The sequence below is a fragment of the Halorientalis litorea genome, from assembly GCF_023028225.1.
Lineage (GTDB): Archaea > Halobacteriota > Halobacteria > Halobacteriales > Haloarculaceae > Halorientalis > Halorientalis litorea.
Genome location: NZ_CP095482.1, coordinates 1,393,250 through 1,414,777 on the forward strand (window position 1 = coordinate 1,393,250; position 21,528 = coordinate 1,414,777).

The window sequence follows — 21,528 nt, forward strand, 5'->3', positions numbered from 1 at the left end:
CGGTCCCGACCGCTTAGGTCGCCTGCTCGATTGCTTGGTCGAGGTCGGCTTTGATGTCCTCGATGCCCTCCAGTCCGACCGACAGGCGCACCATGTCGTCGGTGACGCCGGCGGCCGCTTTCTCCTCGTCGGTCAACTGCTGGTGTGTCGTACTCGCCGGGTGGATGATGAGCGTCTTGGCGTCGCCGACGTTTGCCAGCAGGCTGGCGATTTCGGTCGACTCGACCGTCGTCCGAGCGGCGTCGTAGCCCTGTTCCAGCCCGAACGTTATCATCCCGCCGTAGCCGCCGTCCAAGTACTCGCTGGCGTTGTCGTGGGTCTCGTGGTCGTCGAGGCCGGGGTAGGTCACCCACGACACTTCGGGGTGGTCCTGCAGGAACTCAGCGACGGCCATCGCGTTCTCGCAGTGGCGGGACATACGAGTCGGGAGCGTCTCGACGCCTTGGAGCGTCTGCCACGCGTCGAAGGGGGACTGCTGGTTACCCAAGTCCCGCAGGCCGCGGGCGATTGCCGTATAGGTGAACGCCTGCTCGCCCATCGCCTCGGCGAAGTTGACGCCGTGGTACGCGGGGTTGTCCTGTGCGATTTCGGGGTAGTCCTCGGCGTGGGCACTCCAGTCGAAGTTGCCCCCGTCGACGACGACGCCGCCCACCGTCGTCCCGTGTCCATGAATCCACTTCGTCGTGGAGTTCCACACGAGGTTCGCGCCGTGTTCGATAGGATTACACAGCGCGGGCGTGGCGAAGGTGTTGTCCACGAACAGCGGAATGCCGTGGTCCTCGGCAATCGAGGCGAGGCGGTCGAAGTCCGGCGTCACCAGCGCGGGGTTGCCGATGGTCTCACAGTGGATGTACTTCGTGTTCTCGTCGATGGCCTCCTCGTACGCCTCGTAGTCCAGCGTGTCCACGAAGCGTGTCTCCACGCCTTGCCGGGGGAGCGTGTGCGTGTAGTACGTGTAGGTGCCACCGTACAGCGCGGAGGCGGTGACGATGTTGTCCCCGGCGTCGGCGAGGATGAAGTCGGTGAGGTTCAACGCACCCATCCCCGAGGCGGTGGCGACGGCCCCCACCCCGCCTTCGAGGGCCGCGATGCGTTCCTGCAACATCTCGACGGTGGGGTTCATCAACCGCGAGTAGATGTAGCCCGGTTTCGCCAGCGCGAACTGGTCGGCGGCGTCCTCGGCGTCCTCGAAGACGTACGAGGTGGTCTGGTAGATGGGCGGGGCGCGCGCGCCCGTCGCCGGGTCCGGGTCCTCCTGTCCGACGTGCAGTGACTCGGTTTCGATGGAATCGTCGTCCGACATGTGCAGGTTGGGCGTTTACACGCCGCCGAGATATAGCTGTCTCCAATGGAGAGCGTCGAGTGAACACGTTCGGTCGAGTGCCGTCGGTCAGTCCGAGAATAGACTCGTGTGGACGGGCGCGAACTCACTTCCGCCGTCGCTCTCGCGAGTGTCGGTGACGGCGTTCCCGTCGAGGCCGTCGGCGAGGAAGTCAGACAGCGGCGGGCCAACCTTCTCGGGTTCGACGAGGAACGCGTCGTGGCCGTGGTCGGACTCGACGACGTGGTGGGCGACGCTCGCCTCCGTCTCGCGAAGGGCGTCGGCCAACTCTTCGGCCTGTTCGGTGGTGAAGTGCCAGTCGCCGGTGAACGACATCGCCAGCACCTCGCCGTCGAAGGCCGCCAGCGCGTCGGCGTCGCTCTCGAACCCGGCCGCGAGGTCGTAGTTGTCCATCGCGCGGGTCAGGTAGAGGTAGGAGTTGGCGTCGAACCGCTCGACGAACTTCTCGGCCTGATAATCGAGGTAGGACTCCACGTCGCGGTACGGGAAGAACGTGCCCGCGGGGTCGACGGGGAACGAACGCATGGCGTCCCGGCCCGCCGCGCGGCGGCCGAACTTCTGTTCCATGCTCGCCTTCGAGAGGTACATGACGTGGCCGATCTGGCGCGCCAGAGCCAACCCGTCGGTCGGTTTCGCGCCGGTACCGTAGTACTCCCCGCCCTGCCAGTCGTCGTCGGTGGTGATGGCACGGCGAGCGATGGCGTCCAGCGCGAGACACTGCGGGTCGAGGCGCGCGGCGGCGGCGATGGGGGCGAGCAGTTCGACGTGGTCGGGGTGGCGTTTCGCCCAGTCCAGCACGTTCATGCCGCCGACGCTCCCGCCGACGACGGCGTGGAGGTGCGGAACGCCCAGTTCGTCCAAGAGGAGTCGCTGGGCCTCCGTCCAGTCACCGACGGTGACGGCGGGGAACTCCGTGCCGTACGGGTCGCCCGTCTCGGGGTTCTCGCTGGCCGGCCCCGTGGACCCGTAGCAGGACCCGGGGACGTTCGCACAGACCACGTAGTACTCCGTCGTGTCGATGGCCTTCCCGGGGCCGACGATGTCATCCCACCACGCGCGGGCCTGTCCCGCCGTGCCGTCGCCCCCGCGGTGGCCCGCGACGTGGGCACTCCCGGTCAGGGCGTGACAGACGAGGACCGCGTTGTCGCCGGTGAACTCGCCGTAAGCCTCGTACCTGAGTTCGAGGTCGGGGATGGTCTCGCCGCACTCGAACTCGAACTCGCCAAGCGACACCGTCTCGCGTTCGACTTCCATTATGTGGCCTCCGTGATGGCGCGGTCGAGGTCCGCCAGAATGTCCTCGGCGTCCTCGATGCCGACCGAGAGCCGCACGAGGTCGGGCGTGACGCCGCTGGCGCGCTGTTCTTCCTCGGAGAGTTGGGCGTGGGTCGTGCTGGCAGGGTGGACGACCAGCGTCTTCGCGTCGCCGACGTTGGCGAGGAACTGGCCGAGTTCGACCGACTCACAGAAGTCCCGGCCGGCCGCGAAGCCACCGTCGAGCCCGAAGGCGACCATCCCGCCGTAGCCGCCGTCCAAGTACTCGCTGGCGTTGCCGTGGGTCTCGTGGTCGTCGAGGCCGGGATAGGTCACCCACGCCACCGCGGGATGGTCCCGGAGGTGTTCCGCGACAGCCATCGCGTTCTCGCAGTGACGGTCCATCCGGAGCGCGAGCGTCTCCGTGCCCTGCATCGTCTGCCACGCGTCGAACGGCGACTGGCCGTCACCGAGCGCGCGGACCGCGCGGTAGCGGGCGGCGGCGGCGAACGCACGGTCGCCGAAGTGCTCGCTAAAGTCGGTGCCGTCGAAGGCAGGGTTCGGGCCGCCGACCTCGGGAAACCGTTCGGGATGGTCGCCCCAAGGGAACGAGCCGCCGTCGACGAGGACGCCGCCGACGGTCGTCCCCGACCCGTGAATCCACTTCGTCGTCGACTCCCAGACGATATCGGCACCGTGCTCGAGCGGGTTGCAGAGTGCGGGCGTCCCGAACGTGTTGTCGACGAACAGCGGCACGTCGTTGTCGTCGCACACCGCCGCCAGTTCGTCGAAGTCGGGGGTGACGAGCGAGGGGTTGCCGATAGTCTCGCAGTGGACGTACGCGGTCTGCTCGTCGATGGCGTCGTCGTAGGCGGCGTAGTCGAGCGTGTCGACGAAGCGCGTCTCGATACCGCGCCGGCGGGCGTTGTGTGAGAGGTAGGTGTGCGTCCCGCCGTAGATGGACGACGCCGAGACGACGTTGTCGCCGGCCTCGGCCAACACCGAAGTAGCGGCGTCCAGCGCGGCCATGCCGCTTCCGGTCGCGACCGCGTCGACACCGTTCTCCAGCGACGCGAGCCGGTCCTCCAGCATCCGCACCGTAGGGTTGTGGAACCGCGAGTAGATGTTACCCTCGCCCTCCAAGGCGAACAGGTCCGCCGCGTGGTCGGCGTCCTCGAAAACGTAGGACGTAGTCTGGTAGATAGGTGGGGCGCGCGCGCCCGTCGCCGGGTCCGGGTCCTCCTGCCCGGCGTGGACACAGCGCGTCCCGAAGCGTCGTGTGTCATCAGTCATGTACGACACTCATATATCTCTAGCCATCTATAACCACGAGTTACGGCAAATATCTCAGCGACTGAGATTGTCACACACGCTACCGGTGGCGGCCCGGGAAAGCGTTATACTGTCGGCTCACGCACATCTCCGCGATGGTAACGGACCCACGCTGTCCGGCGTGTGGCGAGCCAGTCGGGGTACGCGCGACGTACTGTATGCACTGTGACTCCCAGTTCGACCGGCCCGTCGACGGTGACGGCAGCGAACCTCGGCGGTCGGGTTGGGGAGACGGGTTCGGCATCCCGGAAGTGAGCGACGAGGGGGACGACACCGGGACCGACCGAGGTGACCCGGTGGCCACCGACCCCGGCGGCACGGCGGCCGGTTCCGGGGGCGGCGAGGACTGGCTGGACCGCTACTTCGGCCCGGACGGACTCATCGACGACTCGCTGACCGTCGTCGGCGTCGTCTGTGGGTTCGTCGCACTCGTCGTCGTCGGCGTCGTCGGTGGCGGCGGGGTTGGCCTCCTCGCGGGACTCGGCGCGTGGGTCGGCGTGACGGCGTGGCTCGCCCGCCAATACTCCGTGTTCGGAGCAGTCCGGGGTGGGTGCTACGCGTTGGCCGTCGCGTTGCTCGCACTCCCGTTGGTCGCCCTCACCGACGCCGCCCGAGGCGGGACTCTCGTCGGGCAGATACTGCTGTTCGTCGTCGGAGAGTTGATATTCGGGCTGTTCGCACTCCCGCTGGTCGGTGTCGGGTACGCCGCCGGGAAGCGGCGGCCCGACCAGTCGGTGGGCACCACGGGGCCGGACAGCGGGGCCGCAGTCGAGGAGTAGGGTGTCGTCCGAGTACGGGCACTCACCGGTATCAAAACTACCATGACCTCCCGCCATGATTGTCCACCCACCGAGGCGGTTTCCGTGACCAAGAAACAGGAATACACCGGCGATTATCCGAACAAGACGCTCTATCTCCCGGGACCGACGGAAGTCCGCGAGGACGTCATCGAGGCGATGGCCGAACCGATGTTCGGGCACCGTATGGACCGGATGACGGACCTCTACACGACCATCGTGGAGGACACGAAGGACTTCCTCCACACCGACGAGGAGGTCATCATCCTCACCGCGTCGGGCACCGAGTTCTGGGAGGCGACGACGCTCAACCTCGTCGAGGACCGCATGCTGGTCCCGACATCCGGCAGTTTCAGCGAGCGACAGGCGAACGTCGCCGAGCGACTGGGCAAGGACGTGGACCGAATCGAGTACGAGTGGGGCGAGGCGGTCAAGCCCGCGGACGTGCGCGACGCCCTCGAAGCGAGCGACGAGGGGTACGACGCCGTCGGGATGGTGATGAACGAGACGTCGACTGGCGTACGCAACCCCATCGAGGAAATCGGTGACCTGCTGGGCGACTACCCGGATACGTACTTCGTCGTGGACGCCATCTCCGCGCTGGGCGGGGATTTCGTCGACATCGAGGCCCACAACATCGACTGCATCTTTACCTCGGTCCAGAAGGCGTTCGCCATGCCGCCGGGACTGGCCGTCTGTACGGTCAGCGACGACGCCTACGAGCGCGAACTCGAGAAAGAGTCGGCGTCGTGGTACGGCGGCTTCCAGCGGTGTCTGGACTACTACGACCGGAAGGGGCAGACTCACTCGACGCCCGCCATCCCGCTGATGCTCGCCTACCGCAAGCAGATGAAGCACATGCTCGACGAGAGCCACGAGGCCCGCGACCAACGGCACCGTGACATGGCCGAGTACACGCGCGAGTGGGCACGCGAACACTTCGGCCTCTTCCCCGAGGAGGGCTACGAGTCCCAGACGGTCACCTGCATCGAGAACACGCAGGGCATCGACGTGGCCGCGACCATCGAGGAAGTGTCCGAGGAGTACGACATGGTGTTCTCGAACGGGTACGGCGACATCGGGGAGCAGACGTTCCGCATCGGCCACATGGGCGAACACACCGTCGAGAGCATCGCGGAACTCACCGACGCCATCGAGGACGTGGCCGGACTGTAATCGGACCGACACCGACCGTTTGCCTACACTCGTCCACTAATACGGTTCGACTGAATGTTTATTTCGAAGGGTGCGCGCAATTTTCTCCTAGTTGGGAAGGCGTAATGTGTCCGGAACGGGTACGCCCTCTCGATGGACCGAGACGAGAGTTCGACGCCCTCCCAGGGGTCGGAGGCCGGCCGCTTTCGGCATCTGTTCGAGAACCTCCAAGACGCCATCGTCGAGTTCGAGTTCGAGGACGGCGCGCCGATTATCCGAACGGTAAACGAGGCGTTCTGTCGCCTCTTCGGCGTCGACGCCGACGAGGTTGTCGGAACGGACCTGAACGCCCGTATCGTCCCGAACGAGCGACAGTCCCAGAGCGACCGGTTCGACCGGCGGACGGCCACGGGGAAAGCGAACTACGCCATCGTCGACCGACACACCGAGGACGGTGTCCAGACGCTCCTCTACCGCGGCATCCCGTATCAGGGCGGTGACCGGGGCTTTGCGGTGTACACCGACCTCACCGACGAAATCCGACAGGAGCGGGAACTGGCCGTGTTGAACCGCGTCCTCCAGCACAACGTCAGTTCCCACGTCGAGACACTCGTGGCCCACGCCGAGACGCTACTCGAAACGCTCGACGACCCGGAGTTGGCGGACACGGCGGCGGCAGTACACGAGAGCGCGCTCGCGCTGGACCGAACCAGCACCGAGGCACGGGACATCGAGCGTGCCCTCGACGCCGACCCGAGTTTGACAGCCACCGACCTCGACGGAGTGGTCGAGACAGCCCTCGCCGACGTGCCACTCACGGACCGCGCCGACGTTCACGTCGACGTCGACGACGTGCCGCCGGTCATGACCGGCGGCCACCTGGACCGGGCACTCGCCGCCCTCGTCGACAACGCGATTCGGTACGCCGGGACGGCGACGCCGAACGTTCGAGTGACTGCCCACGAAGGTGACGGGCAGGTTACCGTGACCGTGAGCGACGACGGGCCGGGACTGCCCGAGACGGAGCGGGAGGTTCTCACCGGGAAAATGTCGGTCACGCCGCTCGACCACGGGAGCGGACTCGGACTCTGGCTCGTCCGGTGGATAGTCACGGCGTACGGCGGCGACGTGACCTACGCCGACCGGCCGAACGGCGGCAGCGACATCACGCTCACGCTTCGGTCGGCCGCTGGACGCCAGTAATCTCGAACCGAGCACCGCCGTCGTCCCCGTCGGTCACGCTGACCGTCCATCCGTGGGCCTCGGCGACCTGTTGGACGATGTCGAGGCCGAACCCGGTCCCGCCGTCCGCCGTCGAGTACCCGGCGGTAAAGATGTCGGCACGCTCCGCCTCGGGGATGCCGGGGCCGTCGTCTTCGACGTAGAAGCCGTCCGCGAGCGGTCCGACGGTGACCGTCACGGCACCGTCGCCGTGTTCGATGGCGTTCCGGAACAGATTCTCGAGGAGTTGGCAGAGGCGGTCGTCGTCGGCTTCGATGGTCCCCAGTCCCGCGTCGGGGCGGCGTATCTCCGCGCCGTCGGCGTCGTCGGCGACGATGGCCCACGCGGCACCGACAACGTCGTCGAGGGCGACGGGTTCGGTCACTCCGATGTCCTGTCCTTCGCGGGCCAGCCACAGAACGTCGTCGATGATGCGCTCCATCCGAGCGAGCGCGTTCTCCATCGGGTCGAGGTGCTCGTTGTCGGACTGTTGCTGTGCCAGTTCCAGTCGTGCTATCGCGACGTTCAGTGGATTGCGGAGGTCGTGAGAAACCACGCTCGCGAACTGTGACAGCTGTTCGTTTTGCTGCCGAAGTTCGGTCTCCTGCTCCTTGCGGCCGGTGATGTCGGTGTAGTGTTCGATGCGGCCACCCGCGAGTTCGCCCGTCTCGATGGGTTGACTCTGGTGGAGGAGCCACCGTTCCGCCCGCTGGTCGTCGGGGAGGACGTGACACTCGAACGCTTGGACGTGGGTGTTGTCGTCGTAGGTGGCGGTGACCGTCTCGGCGAACCGCTCGGGCCGCTCGAACATCGACTTGACCGTCGACTCGATGAGGTCCCGCTTGTCCGTGCCGATGACCGCTTCCCGGGAGAGGCCGAAGTACTCCTCTGTCGCCTCGTTTATCCACCGCACGGAGTAGTCGGGCCCGAGAACGAACACCCCGACATCTGACCCCTCTAGGGCGGCCAGCAAGACATCCGGACTCTCGTCGATGTGTTGGAGGGACCCGTCAGCCGAGTTACCGGGCGGCACCATAACCGGAACGATACCCCGACAGAATGATAAGTCCTTGGGTTTACTTCAGTTTCTGTCCTCTATCTCTGGAATAATCCCAGTATATTGGTCCAAATTCCACTGCTTGCCCAATATCGACAAACAGGTCGTGGGCAACCGCCACCACTCGGTGGTCGGTGCCGCGACGCCACCACGCAACAGACCGGCCGCAGTTCGGGCCGCTGGCACCACACGGTGTGACGGCCGAGGCGGTACTGTTAGAACGACGGAGTCCCTCGGTTCCGACGATGTCAGGAGCGGAGGACCGGCCGGACAATCCCTACGTCACGGACCCGCCGACGGAGTTCGACCCTGTGGAGGAACTGGACGAGGACGCCGCCCGCGAGCAGGCCGCCCAGTTACGCGAGGCCGTCCGATACCACGACTACCGCTACTACGTGCAGAACGACCCCGTCGTCGGCGACCGGACGTACGACGCGCTCTTTGCCCGTCTCGAAACGCTCGAAACCGAGTTCGACATCCAGACCGAGGACAGCCCCACCCGGCGGGTCGGCGGCGAACCGTTGGACGAACTCGAAACCGTCTCCCACGTCGCGCCGATGCGCTCCATCGACCAGAGCGGCGAGGCCGACGAGGTCCGCGAGTTCGACCGCCGCGTCCGCGAGGGGCTGGCGGACGCGGACTGGATGGGTGAGCTCCGGTACGTCTGCGAGCCGAAGTTCGACGGGCTCTCCGTCGAGGTGGTCTACGAGGACGGCAGGTTCGAGCGCGCGGCGACCCGCGGCGACGGCGAGGAGGGCGAAGACGTGACCGAAAACGTCCGGACCATCGGGGCCGTCCCCCAGCGGTTGCGCGGCGACCACCCGGAGCGGTTGGTCGTGCGAGGCGAGGTGTACATGCCAAAGGCGGCCTTCCGCGAACACAACCGCGAGCGCGTCGAGCGCGGCCAAGAGCCGTTCGCCAACCCTCGGAACGCCGCCGCCGGAACGCTCCGACAGCTCGACCCGTCGGTGACCGCCGAGCGACCGCTCTCCGTGTTCTTCTTCGGCGTCCTCGCCGCCAGCGAGCGGGCCGACACCCACCGGGCAGAGCTCCGCCAGTTCCCCGCGTGGGGCCTCCCGGTCGCCGAGGACATCACGACGGCCGACGACATCGAGGCCGCCATCGACTACCGCGACGACTTGCTCGCCCGTCGAGACGAACTCGACTACGAGATAGACGGCGTCGTCGTCAAAGTCGACGACCACGAGGCGCGGGACCTGCTCGGCACCACCGCGCGGGCACCGCGGTGGGCCTTCGCCTACAAGTTCCCCGCGCGGAAGGAGGTGACCCGCGTGACCGACATCGTGGTACAGGTGGGTCGAACCGGCCGCCTGACGCCCGTCGCTCTGCTCGACCCCGTGGAAGTCGGCGGGGTCACCGTCTCGCGGGCCAGCCTCCACAATCCCGCCGAGATAGCCGAGTTGAACGTAGCCGTCGGCGACACGGTGCGGGTCAAGCGGGCGGGGGACGTGATTCCGGACGTCGAAGAGGTCGTCGAGGACCACGCCGACGGCTCCTTCGAGTTTCCCGACCGCTGTCCGGTCTGTGAGAGTCCGGTCGAACGCGACGGGCCGCTCGCCTACTGTACGGGCGGGCTGGCCTGTCCCGCACAGTTAGAACGGGCCATAGAACACTACGCGAGCAGGGCGGGACTGGACATCGACGGCCTCGGGCCGGAGCGAATCGAACAGTTGCTCGACGCCGGCGTCATCGAGGAACTGCCGGACCTCTACACGCTCGAACGCGAGGCCCTGACCGAACTGGAGGGGTGGGGCGAGCAGAGCGCGGCGAACCTGCTCGCGGAACTCGACGCCGCCCGCGAACCGCCGCTCGACGACTTCCTCGCGGCCATCGGCGTCCCGGAAGTCGGGCCGACGACGGCGAGCGCGCTGGCCCGAACCTTCGGTGACCTCGACTCGGTGCTGGCCGCGAGCGAGGCGGACCTCCGGGAGGTGGACGACGTCGGCGAGGTGGTCGCCCGCGAAATCAGGGGGTTCTTCGACTCCGAGCGTAACCGCGCGGTGGTCGAGCGGTTGCGCGAGGAGGGAGTCGACCCACAGCCAGTCGAGACGGAGACGGGCGACGAACTCGACGGACTGACGTTCGTGTTCACCGGGTCACTCGACGGTTACACCCGGAGCGAGGCACAGGACCTCGTCGAGGCACACGGCGGGTCGGCCACGAGCAGCGTCTCGGCCAACACCGACTTCCTCGTCGTCGGGGAGAACCCGGGGACGACGAAGCGCGAGGACGCCGAGGCGGCGGGCGTTCTGACGCTGACCGAGGCGGAGTTCGAGGCCGAACTCGCCGAGCGTGGCGTCCCGGTCTGAGCGTGGCCAGCCGCTTCCGTGGCAGTCGTACGGGGAACGCTCCAAACTGTTATCTCCGAGGGGCCGGGAGAGGAGCCATGACGCGCCACTTCGAGGACTTGGCAGTCGGCGACACGTTCACCGTCGGCGAGGTATCGCTGACCGAAGAGGACATCATCACCTTCGCCGAACGGTTCGACCCGCAACCGTTCCACGTCGACCCGGAGGCGGCGAAAGACTCCATGTTCGGGGGTCTCGTCGCCAGCGGTCTCCACACGCTGTGTCTGTCCGTGCGGTTGTTCGTCACCGAGTTCGTGCAGGGCGACCCGGGGCTGGCGAACATGGGCGGGATGGGGATGGACGACCTGCGCTGGCACGACCCGGTACGGCCGGGTGACACGCTCTCGATTGACATCGAAGTCATCGACACGCGAGCCTCCGAGAGCCGCGACGACCGGGGATACGTCGACTTCGGGCGGACGGTGTACGCCGACGGCGACCGTCGCGTGGCGTCGTTTATCACGCACAACGTCGTCGGGCGGGCGTAGTCACACCTCGTCGTCCGGGTCGTGGCGGTCGGCCATCCGCGACGCCTCGTGTGCGTAGCGGTCGCGCAGGTCCGCCTCCTCGACGGGGACGAGGCGGTCCGTTTCGACGGTCTGGGCGGCCGTGACGCCCTGTCTCGAGAGCATCGTCGAGGAGCGGTTGCTCTGCAGACAGCGGTCGCCCTCGGTAGTGGCGTAGACCAGCGTGACGAGACCCTTGTCGTTGTAGTCGCGCTCGACGAGCCACACGCGTTCGGTGTCGTCGTCGCTCATACTCGACGGTCGGCACCCACGGCTTTGTATCCACGTATCTCGGTCCGTGTTGGTCGAGAGATTCATATGTCGGCGCGAGAACATGGATGCGATGACGCGCTGGAGCGACGAGGCCCGACAGCGGCTCCGAGAGGGCGAGCACATCGAAACGACAGTCCCGCTCGGCGACAACGCCGTCGTCGTGACGGACCAGCGCGTGTTCGCGTTCACCCCCGAGGGCGAGGGGACGAACTACCGAGCCGTCGAGCGACCGAACGTCGAGGCTGTCGGCCTCGAAATGGTCGGCGAGACGGGATGGCTCAGGTACGCCATCAAAGGCGGCGTCGTCGGTGCGGTCGGTATCGGTATCGGCCTGACAACGGAGTTCGACTCGCTGTTCACTCTCGGCGATGTCGGTTCGAGCGGGACCGTCCGACTCGAATTCGGCGGCCTGCTCGAAGGCCTGCAGACGGCCATCGACATGCTCGGCTATCTCGACGAGGGACTGCTCGTCCTCGGTGGCCTCGGTGTCGTCGTCGCGCTGACCACGCTCGGCGTGTTCGTCCAGAGTCGGGACCACACGCTCGTCGTCGAGGTGGCCGGCGACGAGGACATCCACGTTCCGGCACCGCGGGACAGCGAGGGCGAGCGCGACCGGATTCGGCGCGCACTCGACGGCGTCGCGCCCGCGGCGGGCGGGGCTGGCGAGGCCACGCCGTCGGTCGACGGAGCGGCGCGGAGTCCCGACACGGACCGCCCCGCAACCGGCGAGACGGGAGCGAGTGTCGGCACCGAGGAGACGGGCCTCGGTGCTGGCGGGACGGGCGCGGACGGCGGCGAGGACCCGTTCGACGGCCAGCAGGACGGCACGCCGGAGTAGAAACCCACATACGGCCACCGCCCGTACGGACTCGGCGAGATGGACCCGAGCGAGGTCCGCGCTAGAGCGAACGACCTGCCCCCGGAGCCGGGCGTCTACCGCTTTCTCGACGGCGACACGACGCTCTACGTCGGCAAGGCCGTGGACCTGCGGGACCGAGTGCGGTCGTATGCAGACCCCCGAAGCGAGCGCATCCGCCGGATGGTCGAACGCGCGGGAGACCTCGACGTGGCGGTCACCGACACCGAGACCCAAGCCCTCCTGCTGGAGGCGAACCTCATCAAACGCCACCAGCCCCGGTACAACGTCCGGCTGAAGGACGACAAGTCCTACCCGCTGGTGCAACTCACCGCCCACGACGTGCCGCGCATCGAGGTGACGCGGGACCCGGCCGACGACGCCACCGTCTTCGGTCCCTACACCGACAAGGGCCGGGTCGAGACGGTCGTGAAAGCCCTGCGGGAGACCTACGGCGTGCGTGGCTGTTCGGACCACAAGTACCGCAACCGCGACCGGCCCTGCCTCGACTACGAGGTGGGACTGTGTACCGCACCCTGCACGGGCGAAATCGGCGGCGAGGCGTACCGCGAGGACACCGAGAGCGTCCGGCGGTTCCTCGCGGGCGAGACGGGCGTCCTCGCCGACCCGCTGCGCCGGGAGATGGAGGCGGCCGCGCAGGCCGAGGAGTTCGAGCGGGCCGCGAACCTCCGGGACAGACTCGCCGCCGTCGAGGCGTTCCACGGCGGCGGCGGCGAGGCCGTCGCCGCCGAGGGGAGCGACGAACGGGCCGTCGACGTACTGGGCGCGGCCATAGAGGGGGAGACGGCCACCGTCGCGCGCCTCCACGCCGCAGAGGGGCAGTTGGTCGAGCGCGACCGCCACGGCCTCACCGCACCGGGCGGCGACGGGGTGCCGGCCGACCGAATCGGACAGGTACTGGCGGCGTTCGTCGCGCAGTACTACGCCGAGCGCGAGTTGCCCGGGGCACTCCTGCTCCCCGAACCGCTGGCGGACGACGAGGTGGAGGCGTGGCTACGGGCCGAAGGGGTCGCGGTGCGCGTCCCCGGTGCGGGCCGGGAGGCCAAACTCGTCGACCTCGCGCTGAAGAACGCCCGCCGCGGCACGGACCCCCGGCAGGACGAGGGGGCGGCCCTCGCCGAGGCACTGGGACTCGACGCGGCCGTCGAACGCATCGAGGGCTTCGACGTGAGCCACGCACAGGGGCAGGCGGTGGTCGGGAGCAACGTCACGTTCGTCGACGGTACGCCCGAGAAGAGCGACTACCGCCGCAAGAAGTTGGCCGAGGTCAACGACGACTACGAGAACATGCGGGGGCTGGTGCGGTGGCGCGCCGAGCGTGCGGTCGCGGACCGGGACGACCGACCCGACCCCGACCTGCTCCTGATAGACGGCGGCGAGGGGCAACTCGGCGCGGCACAAGACGCGCTGGCGGAGACGGGATGGGACGTCCCCGCCGTCGCGCTGGCGAAGGAGGAGGAACTGGTGGTGACACCGACCGGAACCCACGACTGGCCCGCCGACGCCCCGCATCTCCACCTCTGTCAGCGAGTGCGGGACGAAGCCCACCGCTTCGCCGTCCAGTACCACCAGTCCGTCCGTGACGACGTGTCGACGGCGTTGGACGAGGTTCCGGGCGTCGGTCCCGAGACGCGCAGGCGGTTGCTCCGGCGGTTCGGGAGCGTCGAGAACGTCCGGGCGGCCACCGTGTCGGACTTACAGGCGGTCGAGGGCGTCGGCGAGGCGACGGCCGAGACAATCACGGACCGACTGTGAGCGGTGCGTGTGTCGTCAGTCCGCACCGAGACGGACGGTCATCACGGGCACCGGCGACCGGCGGACGACTTTCTCCGCGACGCTCCCGATGAGGTAGTGGTCGATGCCGGTTCGGCCGTGGGTGCCCATGACCACGAGGTCGGCGGGGACGCGGTCGATAGCGTCGAGAATCTCGGTCCGCGGGACGCCCTCGACCACCGTCGTCTCGGTGGGCACGTCCGGGAGGGCGGCGACGGCGTCCTCGACGGCCTCGTGTGCGCGCTCGCGTTCGGCGTCCAGCCACGCCTCCGTCGAGACACCGACGCTCGGACTCTCGAAGCGATTGCGTGTGTCCACGACGGAGAGGACGTGAACCGTCGCGTCGAACCGCTCGGCGACGCGGCCGGCGTGGGACGCGGCCGTGGCGACACCCTCGCTCCCGTCGGCGGGCAAGAGGATACGGTCGTACACGTCAGACCACCCCGCTAGCCATGACGAACAGCGCGACGGCGATGAGGGCGAACAGCACCCCGACGCCCTTCTTGATGACTTCGGTGTCGAGCACGGCGGCGACGTAGGGGGCTATCTGCCCGCCGGTGACCGTCGCGGGGACGGTCCAGACGACCATGTTCCACGGCGTCGACGCGAGGTCGATGGCGTGGCCGCCGGGGACGAGGCCGCCGCCGAAGACGTGGACGAGCGACGCGAGGACGGCCGTCGAGGCGACGACGATGTGGTTGGTCCCGATAGCGACCCGCACGGGAACGGAGGTGCGGAGCATCGAGATGATGCCGAGTTCGCCGATGCCGAACCCGGCGAGGCCCTGGAACACGCCGCCGATGCTGTAGTTGGCGAACCGTTCGAGGTACCCCCCGCGCGTGTAAGAGTAGTCGCTCCCGTCGCGGTCGACCCGGGTGACGACACCCTCGCCGTCGGTCGAGACGCCCGCCGGACCGAGTTTGTTGTCGTCGTCCGGGAGCGAGCCACCGCCGTCCGTCGCCGCCGTCTCTTCCGCCTCGGCAGCCCCGGGTTCCTCGTGGCCGAGGTCGGCCTTGAACATGAGGAACGACGCCGTGACGAGTGCCAATCCCAGCAGGGCGTGGAAGATAGGCTCGGGGATGACGAACGAGAGCAGGGCACCGCCGACGACGAACGGAATCGACCCGCCGACGAGCGTCAGCGCGAGCCGTCGGTCCACAAGGCCGTACTGGATGAACGCGATGGCGGAACTCGACAGACCGAACGACTCGCTGATGAGACCCACCTTCACGATAGTTTCCGGGGTGAGCGGGACAGTCACGAGTGTGTCGGGCGCGAGATAGCCCACCAGCAGCGGGAACACGAAGATGAGGTAGGGCACGAACAGTGCCGACCCGCTGATGCCGACTGTGTTCACGATGGTCGCCCCCAGCAGGAAGACGGGGAACAGCCACCAGTACCGGACCCAGTAGCCGTCCCCGGCCTCGGTAGGGAGCGGTGCGGCGAAGTACACGCCGGCGATGAACAGAGCGGGTGCAACGAAAACGAACACGTGTTGGTACTTCAGAAACGTCTTCTGAAGTCTGCTCGACGCTGACGGAGAACTCATCGGAGTATTGCGCGCCGGTTGGGAAGTCCGGTACAAATGTCTTGTCGTTCGTCGGGAGAGGACTGGCGTTCATGGGACGGAACCGGCAGTTTTCGACGGTTCCCGGTCACGGGTCCGTGCCCGCGAGCGCGCACAGTCGCACCGTTGGCATTCACTTCCGGCGACATCTCCGCAGACGGACGTATTGCCCCGTAATTTATTATAGACCCGTGTCAACTCTTGCCTAGAATGAGCCATCCAGAGGAACCCCTCGGCCGCGACGACGCGACGGGACACAGAGACGGTCTCCACGATACGAAGGGGTCCCCCGAGTCCACCGACCAGACGGGCGGACTCCTCGGACGGCTCAAGCGACACGCGCGGACGTGGTCGCGCAAGTACGTCGAGATGCGCGTCGCCGCACGGACCGGCCGTCGACGCTGAGGCCATCCACGGGTTCGTTCCGTTCGTTCGCCCGGTAGTCAGAACTCCTCGGCCGGTTCGGGGACGACGCCCTCCTCCGCGTCGGCCAGTTCGTACTCCTCGCGCACCTCGCGGATGCGGTCACGGATGTCCGCGGCGAGTTCGAACTCGAGGTTGTCGGCGGCCGCCTGCATCCGGTCTTCGAGGTCCGCGATTAGCCGTTCGGCCTCGGCCTCGTCCTCGGGGTCCATCCCGGAGACGCCGCCGGTGTCGGTTTTGGACCCGGGGAGATTCGTCTCGCCGACGGCCTTCTCGATGGTCTGTGGCTCGAACCCGTGTTCCTCGTTGTACGCCTGCTGAATCTCGCGGCGGCGGTTCGTCTCCGCGATGGCCGACTCCATCGCCCCGCTGACCGCGTCGGCGTACAGCACCACCTCGCCGTTGACGTTTCGCGCCGCCCGCCCCATCGTCTGGACCAGCGTGGTCTCCGAGCGGAGAAAGCCCTCCTGGTCGGCGTCGAGAATCGCCACGAGGGACACCTCCGGGATGTCGAGTCCCTCACGCAGGAGGTTGATGCCCACGAGCACGTCGATGTCGCCGAGGCGGAGCGAGCGGACGAGTTCGTGGCGTTCCAGCGTGTCCGTCTCGTCGTGCATGTAGGCCACGTCGACGCCCGCCTCTTCGAGGTACTCGGTGAGGTCCTCGGCCATCCGCTTGGTGAGCGTCGTGACCAGCACGCGCTCGTCGTGCTCGACTCGCTCGTCGATACGGTCGAGCAGGTCCTCGACTTGCCCCGTCGCGTCGGCCACCTCGACGGCCGGGTCCACGAGGTGGGTGGGCCGGACGATTTGCTCGACGACCTGCCCGCTCGTCTCGCGTTCGTAGTCGCTCGGCGTCGCGCTGACGTAGAGGGTGCGGTCGGTCTTGTCCTCGAACTCATCGAAGGTGAGCGGCCGGTTGTCGAAGGCGGTGGGGAGGCGGAAGCCGTTCTCGACCAGCGACTCCTTCCTGCTCTTGTCACCCTCGAACTGCCCGCGAATCTGGGGGATGGTCTGGTGAGACTCGTCGACCACGGTCAGGAAGTCGTCGGGGAAGTAATCCAGCAGGGTGTAGGGGGCCTCACCGCTCTCGCGGTCGGAGAGGTGGACGGAGTAGTTCTCGATGCCCGAACAGTAGCCCGTCTCCTCCAGCATCTCCAAGTCGAAGGTGGTGCGTTCCTCGATTCGCTGGGCGGCCACCATGTCGCCCTGCCGCTCGAAGTAGCGGATGCGGTCGGCCAGCAGGTCCTCGATTTCGCCCATCGCCCGTTCGAGGCGGTCCTCGGGAATCGAGTAGTGTTCGGCGGGGTGGACGAGGACGGCCGGGTCCCGACTCACGACTTCCCCCTCTAGGGGGTCGATTTTGAGGAGGCGGTCGATTTCGTCGCCCCAGAACTCCACGCGGACGGCGTAGCGACCGTACATCGGGTAGATTTCGAGCGTGTCGCCCCGCACCCGGAAGGTACCCTGCGTGAAGTCCACGTCGTTGCGCTCGTAGTTGAGGTCCACGAGGCGGGCGAGTAACTCGTCGCGCGCTATCTGTTCGCCCTGTTCGATGCGGAGGCTCATGTCCACGTAGTTCCGCGGGTCGCCCAGACCGTAGATGGCGGAGACGGAGGCGACCACGATGACGTCGTCGCGGGTCAACAGCGAGCGGGTCGCGGAGTGGCGGAGACGGTCGATTTCGTCGTTGATGGAGGCGTCCTTCTCGATGTACTTGTCCGTCTGCTCGACGTAGGCCTCGGGTTGGTAGTAGTCGTAGTAGGAGACGAAGTACTCGACGGCGTTGTCGGGGAACAGGCCGCGGAACTCCTCGTACAGTTGTGCCGCGAGCGTCTTGTTGTGGGCGATGACGAGCGTGGGTTGGTTCAGTTCCTCGACGACCCACGAGACGGTGTTGGTCTTGCCCGACCCGGTGACGCCCAGCAGGGTCTGTTTGTCCATCCCCGACTCGAAGCCCTCGACCAGTTGCTCGATAGCCGCGGGTTGGTCGCCCGCCGGGTCGAACGGCGCGTCGACGCGGAAATCGCGGTCCACGTCGGGTCTGTCCGGCGAGAGGGGACTCGTGTCGCTCATTACTGGAGTGGTGGGGCCGGAGGAACTTGTGTCACTCGGGTCCAGTGGGTCACGTTGACACGGTGTCAGGGTCCGGCGTCGAACCCCGGGCCGTCAGCAGGTGCAGGTACGCGACACAGAGCAGGGAGACGAGGCCCGCGGCGGCGGCCAGCGCGAACATGACCCGGTAGCCGACCAGCGTGTACACCCGCGCGCCAGCGACCGTCTCGCCGGTCCAGTACGCGTCGAGGATGGCACCCATGACCGTCGGGAACAGTGCTGCACCGAGGAAGCCGATGGCGTTGACCGCGCCGGTCGCCACGCCGGAGGCCGCCGCGCCGTGGCGGTTCTTGACGACGGTGTAGCCGAGCGCGTACGTGCCGGTGAGCGCGGAGGCTCCGAAGAAGACGAGGCCGACCACCGGGAGCGGTGGGTCGACGACGACGGCAGGGACGGCGAACGCGGCCGTGTAGACGACTGCCCCGAGGACCATCAGGTCCGTCCGGCGACCCAGTCGGTCCGAGAGGCGACCGAGCAGGGGCGGCCCGAGCAACAACCCGACGCTGCCGAGCAACGTGAGCGTCGACGCGACGGTGACCGACCGGTCGTACACCTGCGCGACGTAGGGGATGCCCCACAGGCCGATGACGGTGAGGTTGACGCCCGTCGAGGTGAACAGCGCGAGGCCGGCGAGCCACGTCTCGCGTTCGGTGAGGACCGTCCGGAGGTTCCGGCCCACGTCACGGAGCGTCAGCGTCGGGGCGGACTGGACATCGCTGAGGGGGGCGAACCCGGCCGCCGTGGGGGTGTCCCGGGCGAACACCCAGATGACGGCGGCGAGGAGGAGGCCGGCGAGGCCGATGCCGACTATCGACGCGCGCACGCCGAGGGCGGCGACGGCGAGCGCGAGCGGCGTCGTCGCGAGGATGGCTCCCAGCCCCGACATCCCGACGGTGAGGCCGTTCATCGTCGCGAACTCGCCGGGACGGTACCAGTTCGCACAGAACCGTATCGTGGCGATGAACACGACGCCGGCACCCAGTCCGATGGCCAGTCGGGCGAGGAACGCCACCGGGTAGGACTCGGCGAGGCCGAAGGCGAGCGCGCCGACACTCATCGCGACGGTGCCGATGGTCGCCGTCTTGCGGATGCCGAGGCGGTCGGCGAGGACGCCCGCGACCACTTGCATCGGCGCGTAGACGTAGAAAAACGAGGCGTGGAGCGTCCCGAGAGCGGTTCCGGTCGTCTCGAAGGCACGCATGAGGTCCGCCGCGAGGACGGCCGTCGAGAGGCGGTGGATGCTGACCAGCAAGAAGGCGGTGGCGAGGACGGCCCAGACGACCCATCGCCACCGGAGCGGGTCCGCGCGGAGTTGCATCGTCCACGCCACCGCTGGCCGGCGACAAAAAGGTTGGCCGGCGCGCGTCGGCGACACAAACTCAGCGCGTGTAACGGCGCCAGCGGTTTTTACGCACGGTCACGTGGCGTATGATATGGAGGCCGCCCTCCCCGCGGAGGTACGGGAAATCGACCCTGGGACGGTCCACCGTGAACCGCGGGAGACCCGGCACGTCCGCCTGTGCCCCGCCGACGGCCCGACGATGCGCGTCTACGACCCCGCGACGGTGGTGACGCCCGACGCCGTGGGCACCGAACGCGACTTCGAACTCGCCGCCGTCGTGGCGACGGTCGAACCGGTCACCGAGCGTGTCAGCCGCGTCGGGACGGACGCGGGCGAGACGCCCGTGTTTCAGGGATTGGTCGTGAACTTCGACGCGGCCAGGGAGGAGGCGTTGCTCGATGTCGGCATCGGGACGGTCCGGTTCGACACCGTGACCGTCGACCGCCGGGTCCACGTCGGGGACTACGTTCGCCTGACGGGTGCCGTCGTCCACGTCGAGGGGATGACACCGCCGGGACGGCCCTACGAGCGATTTCTCACTCAACTGAGCGACGACGACGCCGGGGCGCGGCGCGAGGCGGCGCGGTACCTCGGGTTCGACGGGTCGGAGGACGCAGTCGACGCACTCGTGGAGTGTTACCGTGCCGAACCGGAGCCGGCGGTCCGCGAAGCGGCCGTCACGGCACTGGGGCGGCTCGCAATCACCGCCCGGCGGCCGGGCGAGTCACCGGAGCCGCGGGTCCGGTCGACGCTGGAGGCCGCAACGGGGGACGAGGCGAGACTCGTCCGCGAGGCGGCCGACGAGTGGTTGGCGCGGGTCAGCGACTACTGGGCGTCCTGAGGTGGAGCCACACCGACGCCAGCAAGGCGACGAACCCGGCGAGCGTCGCCAGCGCGAACGCCAACCGGTACCCGAACACGGAGTAGACGCGCGCGCCGCCGATGGTTTCGCCGGTCCAGTAGGCGTCGAGCAACAGCCCGACGAGCGTCGGAAAGACAGCCGCCCCGGTGAAGGCCATCGTGTTGACCGCCCCCGTCGCCACACCGCTCGCTCCGCTCGCGTGCCGTTCTTTGATTATCGTGTAGCCCAGCGCGTAGGCACCGGCGAGAAAGCCCGCGCTGAAGAAGGCGATACCCACGACGGCAATCGGCGGGCGGCCGAACACGGCGATGAGGCCGAAACTGGCGGTGTAAGCCGCTTGTCCGACGGCCATCAACAGCGTCCTGTTGCCGGTGCGGTCGGACACCCACCCGACGAGCGGGGGGCCGATGAGGATACCCGCGCTCCCCAACAGCGTGTACGTCGAAGCGCGTGTCACCGTCATCTCGTACGTCTGGACGAGATAGGGGACGCCCCAGAGGCCGAAGACGGTGATGTTGATGCCCGTCCCACAGAGCATCACGATGCCGACGATCCACGTCTCGCGCTCCCGGAGGATGTGAGCCGTGTTGCGGGCGACGCCACGGAGCGAGGGCGTGTCGGCGAGCGGGACGCCGTCGATGTCGGTGAGGCCGGCGTCCGCGGGCGTGTCGCGGGCGAGCAGGTAGACCAGCGGTGCCAGCACGAACCCGACGACTGCGAGGCCGAGCGTCGTCTGTCGCCACCCGGCGGCGGCGACGACGACGGCCAGCGGCGTCGTGGCGAGGATTCCGCCGACGCCGGCGGCGGCGAGCGTCAGCCCGCTCAGGCGGGCGAACTCGTCGGGCCGGAACCAGTTCGCACAGAACCGCAGGATGGCGATGAACATCAGCCCCCCTCCCAGCCCGATGAGTGCCCGCGCGGCGAACGCGACGACGTACGACTGGGCGAGCGCGAACCCGAGCGCGCCGACGCTCATCACCACCGCCCCACCCGTCACCGACCGGCGGCTTCCGAGACGGTCCGCGATGATGCCGGCCGGCAACTGCATCGCGGCGTAGACGTAGAAAAACGAGGCGTGGAGCGTCCCGAGTGCCGCCCCCGACGTGTCGAACGCCCGCGTGAGTCGTTCCGCGAGGACGGCCGTCGAGAGGCGGTGGACGCTGACGAGCGCGAACACCGCGGCCAGCACCCCCCACACTATCCAGCGCCGTTTCGTCGGGTCCGACCAGATGCGCACGGAAAGCGGTGCGCTGTGGACGGTGTTA

The 21,528-nt window shown here is 67.9% G+C and carries 19 protein-coding genes; 9 read left to right on the forward strand and 10 right to left on the reverse strand.

The annotated features are described in order from the left end of the window. Positions 1–13: 13 nt before the first annotated feature. The 3 genes from MUG95_RS07475 to MUG95_RS07485 all read right to left on the reverse strand — a co-directional run bounded on the left by MUG95_RS07475 (position 14) and on the right by MUG95_RS07485 (position 3,888). Positions 14–1,303, reverse strand: a complete 1,290-nt coding sequence (locus MUG95_RS07475) for an O-acetylhomoserine aminocarboxypropyltransferase/cysteine synthase family protein (protein ID WP_247010442.1) — start codon at positions 1,301–1,303, stop codon at positions 14–16. 87 nt (positions 1,304–1,390) lie between these two features. Then, positions 1,391–2,596 (reverse strand): homoserine O-acetyltransferase MetX, encoded by a 1,206-nt coding sequence (metX, locus tag MUG95_RS07480; RefSeq protein ID WP_247010443.1) that lies wholly within the window; start codon positions 2,594–2,596, stop codon positions 1,391–1,393. After that, a complete protein-coding gene (locus MUG95_RS07485; protein WP_247010444.1) occupies positions 2,596–3,888 on the reverse strand; it encodes an O-acetylhomoserine aminocarboxypropyltransferase/cysteine synthase family protein in 1,293 nt (430 codons plus the stop codon). The genes metX and MUG95_RS07485 overlap by 1 nt, the downstream gene beginning before the upstream one ends. Positions 3,889–4,022: 134 nt before the next feature. Between MUG95_RS07485 and MUG95_RS07490 the strand changes: the two genes are divergently transcribed. The 3 genes from MUG95_RS07490 (at position 4,023) to MUG95_RS07500 (ending at position 7,082) form a co-directional block, all read left to right on the forward strand. After that, on the forward strand, positions 4,023–4,706 hold the full coding sequence (locus tag MUG95_RS07490) for a hypothetical protein (protein ID WP_247010445.1): 684 nt from the start codon (positions 4,023–4,025) through the stop codon (positions 4,704–4,706). An 84-nt stretch (positions 4,707–4,790) separates the two neighbouring features. Continuing rightward, positions 4,791–5,900 carry a pyridoxal-phosphate-dependent aminotransferase family protein gene (locus tag MUG95_RS07495; RefSeq protein WP_247010446.1) on the forward strand — a complete coding sequence of 370 codons (1,110 nt, stop codon included), beginning with the start codon at positions 4,791–4,793 and terminating at the stop codon, positions 5,898–5,900. A gap of 132 nt (positions 5,901–6,032) precedes the next feature. After that, entirely contained in the window at positions 6,033–7,082 is a 1,050-nt protein-coding gene (locus MUG95_RS07500; RefSeq protein WP_247005330.1) for a PAS domain-containing sensor histidine kinase, read from the forward strand. On the opposite strand, the gene MUG95_RS07505 is transcribed toward MUG95_RS07500, so the two are convergent. Beyond that, positions 7,051–8,136, reverse strand: a complete 1,086-nt coding sequence (locus MUG95_RS07505) for a PAS domain-containing sensor histidine kinase (protein ID WP_247005333.1) — start codon at positions 8,134–8,136, stop codon at positions 7,051–7,053. The genes MUG95_RS07500 and MUG95_RS07505 overlap by 32 nt on opposite strands. Before the next feature lie 266 nt (positions 8,137–8,402). On the opposite strand from MUG95_RS07505, the gene ligA reads away from it, so the two are divergent. Together ligA and MUG95_RS07515 are read left to right on the forward strand one after the other, a co-directional pair. Then, entirely contained in the window at positions 8,403–10,487 is a 2,085-nt protein-coding gene (gene ligA, locus MUG95_RS07510) for an NAD-dependent DNA ligase LigA (RefSeq protein WP_247005335.1), read from the forward strand. A gap of 77 nt (positions 10,488–10,564) precedes the next feature. Further along, a complete protein-coding gene (locus MUG95_RS07515) occupies positions 10,565–11,014 on the forward strand; it encodes a MaoC family dehydratase (protein ID WP_247005337.1) in 450 nt (149 codons plus the stop codon). Here MUG95_RS07515 and MUG95_RS07520 read toward each other — a convergent pair whose 3' ends face one another. Next, complete coding sequence (locus MUG95_RS07520; RefSeq protein WP_247005338.1) at positions 11,015–11,284, reverse strand: DUF7967 family protein; 270 nt, start codon at positions 11,282–11,284, stop codon at positions 11,015–11,017. Between the two features lie 91 nt (positions 11,285–11,375). Between MUG95_RS07520 and MUG95_RS07525 the strand changes: the two genes are divergently transcribed. Both MUG95_RS07525 and MUG95_RS07530 read left to right on the forward strand, forming a co-directional pair. After that, positions 11,376–12,143 carry a hypothetical protein gene (locus MUG95_RS07525; RefSeq protein ID WP_247005340.1) on the forward strand — a complete coding sequence of 256 codons (768 nt, stop codon included), beginning with the start codon at positions 11,376–11,378 and terminating at the stop codon, positions 12,141–12,143. A 39-nt stretch (positions 12,144–12,182) separates the two neighbouring features. Then, a complete protein-coding gene (locus MUG95_RS07530; protein ID WP_247005343.1) occupies positions 12,183–13,937 on the forward strand; it encodes an excinuclease ABC subunit C in 1,755 nt (584 codons plus the stop codon). Positions 13,938–13,952: 15 nt separating this feature from the next. On the opposite strand, the gene MUG95_RS07535 is transcribed toward MUG95_RS07530, so the two are convergent. Continuing rightward, positions 13,953–14,387 carry a universal stress protein gene (locus tag MUG95_RS07535; RefSeq protein WP_247005345.1) on the reverse strand — a complete coding sequence of 145 codons (435 nt, stop codon included), beginning with the start codon at positions 14,385–14,387 and terminating at the stop codon, positions 13,953–13,955. Position 14,388: 1 nt separating this feature from the next. Continuing rightward, a complete protein-coding gene (locus tag MUG95_RS07540; protein ID WP_372608165.1) occupies positions 14,389–15,504 on the reverse strand; it encodes a sulfite exporter TauE/SafE family protein in 1,116 nt (371 codons plus the stop codon). A gap of 228 nt (positions 15,505–15,732) precedes the next feature. Here MUG95_RS07540 and MUG95_RS07545 point away from each other — a divergent pair, with 228 nt between their 5' ends. After that, positions 15,733–15,927, forward strand: coding sequence for a hypothetical protein (locus tag MUG95_RS07545; protein WP_247005349.1), 195 nt, complete (start codon positions 15,733–15,735; stop codon positions 15,925–15,927). 38 nt (positions 15,928–15,965) lie between these two features. On the opposite strand, the gene uvrB is transcribed toward MUG95_RS07545, so the two are convergent. After that, positions 15,966–18,020, reverse strand: a complete 2,055-nt coding sequence (gene uvrB, locus MUG95_RS07550) for an excinuclease ABC subunit UvrB (RefSeq protein ID WP_247005351.1) — start codon at positions 18,018–18,020, stop codon at positions 15,966–15,968. Positions 18,021–18,069: 49 nt separating this feature from the next. Further along, entirely contained in the window at positions 18,070–19,377 is a 1,308-nt protein-coding gene (locus MUG95_RS07555) for an MFS transporter (RefSeq protein ID WP_247005352.1), read from the reverse strand. Positions 19,378–19,492: 115 nt separating this feature from the next. Here MUG95_RS07555 and MUG95_RS07560 point away from each other — a divergent pair, with 115 nt between their 5' ends. Beyond that, positions 19,493–20,242, forward strand: a complete 750-nt coding sequence (locus tag MUG95_RS07560; protein WP_247005354.1) for a HEAT repeat domain-containing protein — start codon at positions 19,493–19,495, stop codon at positions 20,240–20,242. On the opposite strand, the gene MUG95_RS07565 is transcribed toward MUG95_RS07560, so the two are convergent. Beyond that, positions 20,220–21,500: an MFS transporter gene (locus MUG95_RS07565; protein WP_247005356.1), complete on the reverse strand. Its 1,281-nt coding sequence runs from the start codon at positions 21,498–21,500 to the stop codon at positions 20,220–20,222. The two genes, MUG95_RS07560 and MUG95_RS07565, sit on opposite strands and share 23 nt — an antisense overlap. Positions 21,501–21,528 lie beyond the last annotated feature (28 nt).

What these genes read in the sequence shown, in the direction of transcription:
- MUG95_RS07540 (WP_372608165.1), bottom strand. Translation starts at nt 15,504, where the DNA reads ATGAGTTCTCCGTCAGCGTCGAGCAGACTTCAGAAGACGTTTCTGAAG.
- MUG95_RS07555 (WP_247005352.1), bottom strand. Translation starts at nt 19,377, where the DNA reads ATGCAACTCCGCGCGGACCCGCTCCGGTGGCGATGGGTCGTCTGGGCC.
- MUG95_RS07530 (WP_247005343.1), top strand. Translation starts at nt 12,183, where the DNA reads ATGGACCCGAGCGAGGTCCGCGCTAGAGCGAACGACCTGCCCCCGGAG.
- metX (WP_247010443.1), bottom strand. Translation starts at nt 2,596, where the DNA reads ATGGAAGTCGAACGCGAGACGGTGTCGCTTGGCGAGTTCGAGTTCGAG.
- MUG95_RS07545 (WP_247005349.1), top strand. Translation starts at nt 15,733, where the DNA reads ATGAGCCATCCAGAGGAACCCCTCGGCCGCGACGACGCGACGGGACAC.
- MUG95_RS07525 (WP_247005340.1), top strand. Translation starts at nt 11,376, where the DNA reads ATGACGCGCTGGAGCGACGAGGCCCGACAGCGGCTCCGAGAGGGCGAG.
- MUG95_RS07560 (WP_247005354.1), top strand. Translation starts at nt 19,493, where the DNA reads ATGGAGGCCGCCCTCCCCGCGGAGGTACGGGAAATCGACCCTGGGACG.
- ligA (WP_247005335.1), top strand. Translation starts at nt 8,403, where the DNA reads ATGTCAGGAGCGGAGGACCGGCCGGACAATCCCTACGTCACGGACCCG.
- MUG95_RS07520 (WP_247005338.1), bottom strand. Translation starts at nt 11,284, where the DNA reads ATGAGCGACGACGACACCGAACGCGTGTGGCTCGTCGAGCGCGACTAC.
- MUG95_RS07485 (WP_247010444.1), bottom strand. Translation starts at nt 3,888, where the DNA reads ATGACTGATGACACACGACGCTTCGGGACGCGCTGTGTCCACGCCGGG.
- MUG95_RS07505 (WP_247005333.1), bottom strand. Translation starts at nt 8,136, where the DNA reads ATGGTGCCGCCCGGTAACTCGGCTGACGGGTCCCTCCAACACATCGAC.
- MUG95_RS07475 (WP_247010442.1), bottom strand. Translation starts at nt 1,303, where the DNA reads ATGTCGGACGACGATTCCATCGAAACCGAGTCACTGCACGTCGGACAG.
- MUG95_RS07500 (WP_247005330.1), top strand. Translation starts at nt 6,033, where the DNA reads ATGGACCGAGACGAGAGTTCGACGCCCTCCCAGGGGTCGGAGGCCGGC.
- MUG95_RS07515 (WP_247005337.1), top strand. Translation starts at nt 10,565, where the DNA reads ATGACGCGCCACTTCGAGGACTTGGCAGTCGGCGACACGTTCACCGTC.
- uvrB (WP_247005351.1), bottom strand. Translation starts at nt 18,020, where the DNA reads ATGAGCGACACGAGTCCCCTCTCGCCGGACAGACCCGACGTGGACCGC.
- MUG95_RS07490 (WP_247010445.1), top strand. Translation starts at nt 4,023, where the DNA reads ATGGTAACGGACCCACGCTGTCCGGCGTGTGGCGAGCCAGTCGGGGTA.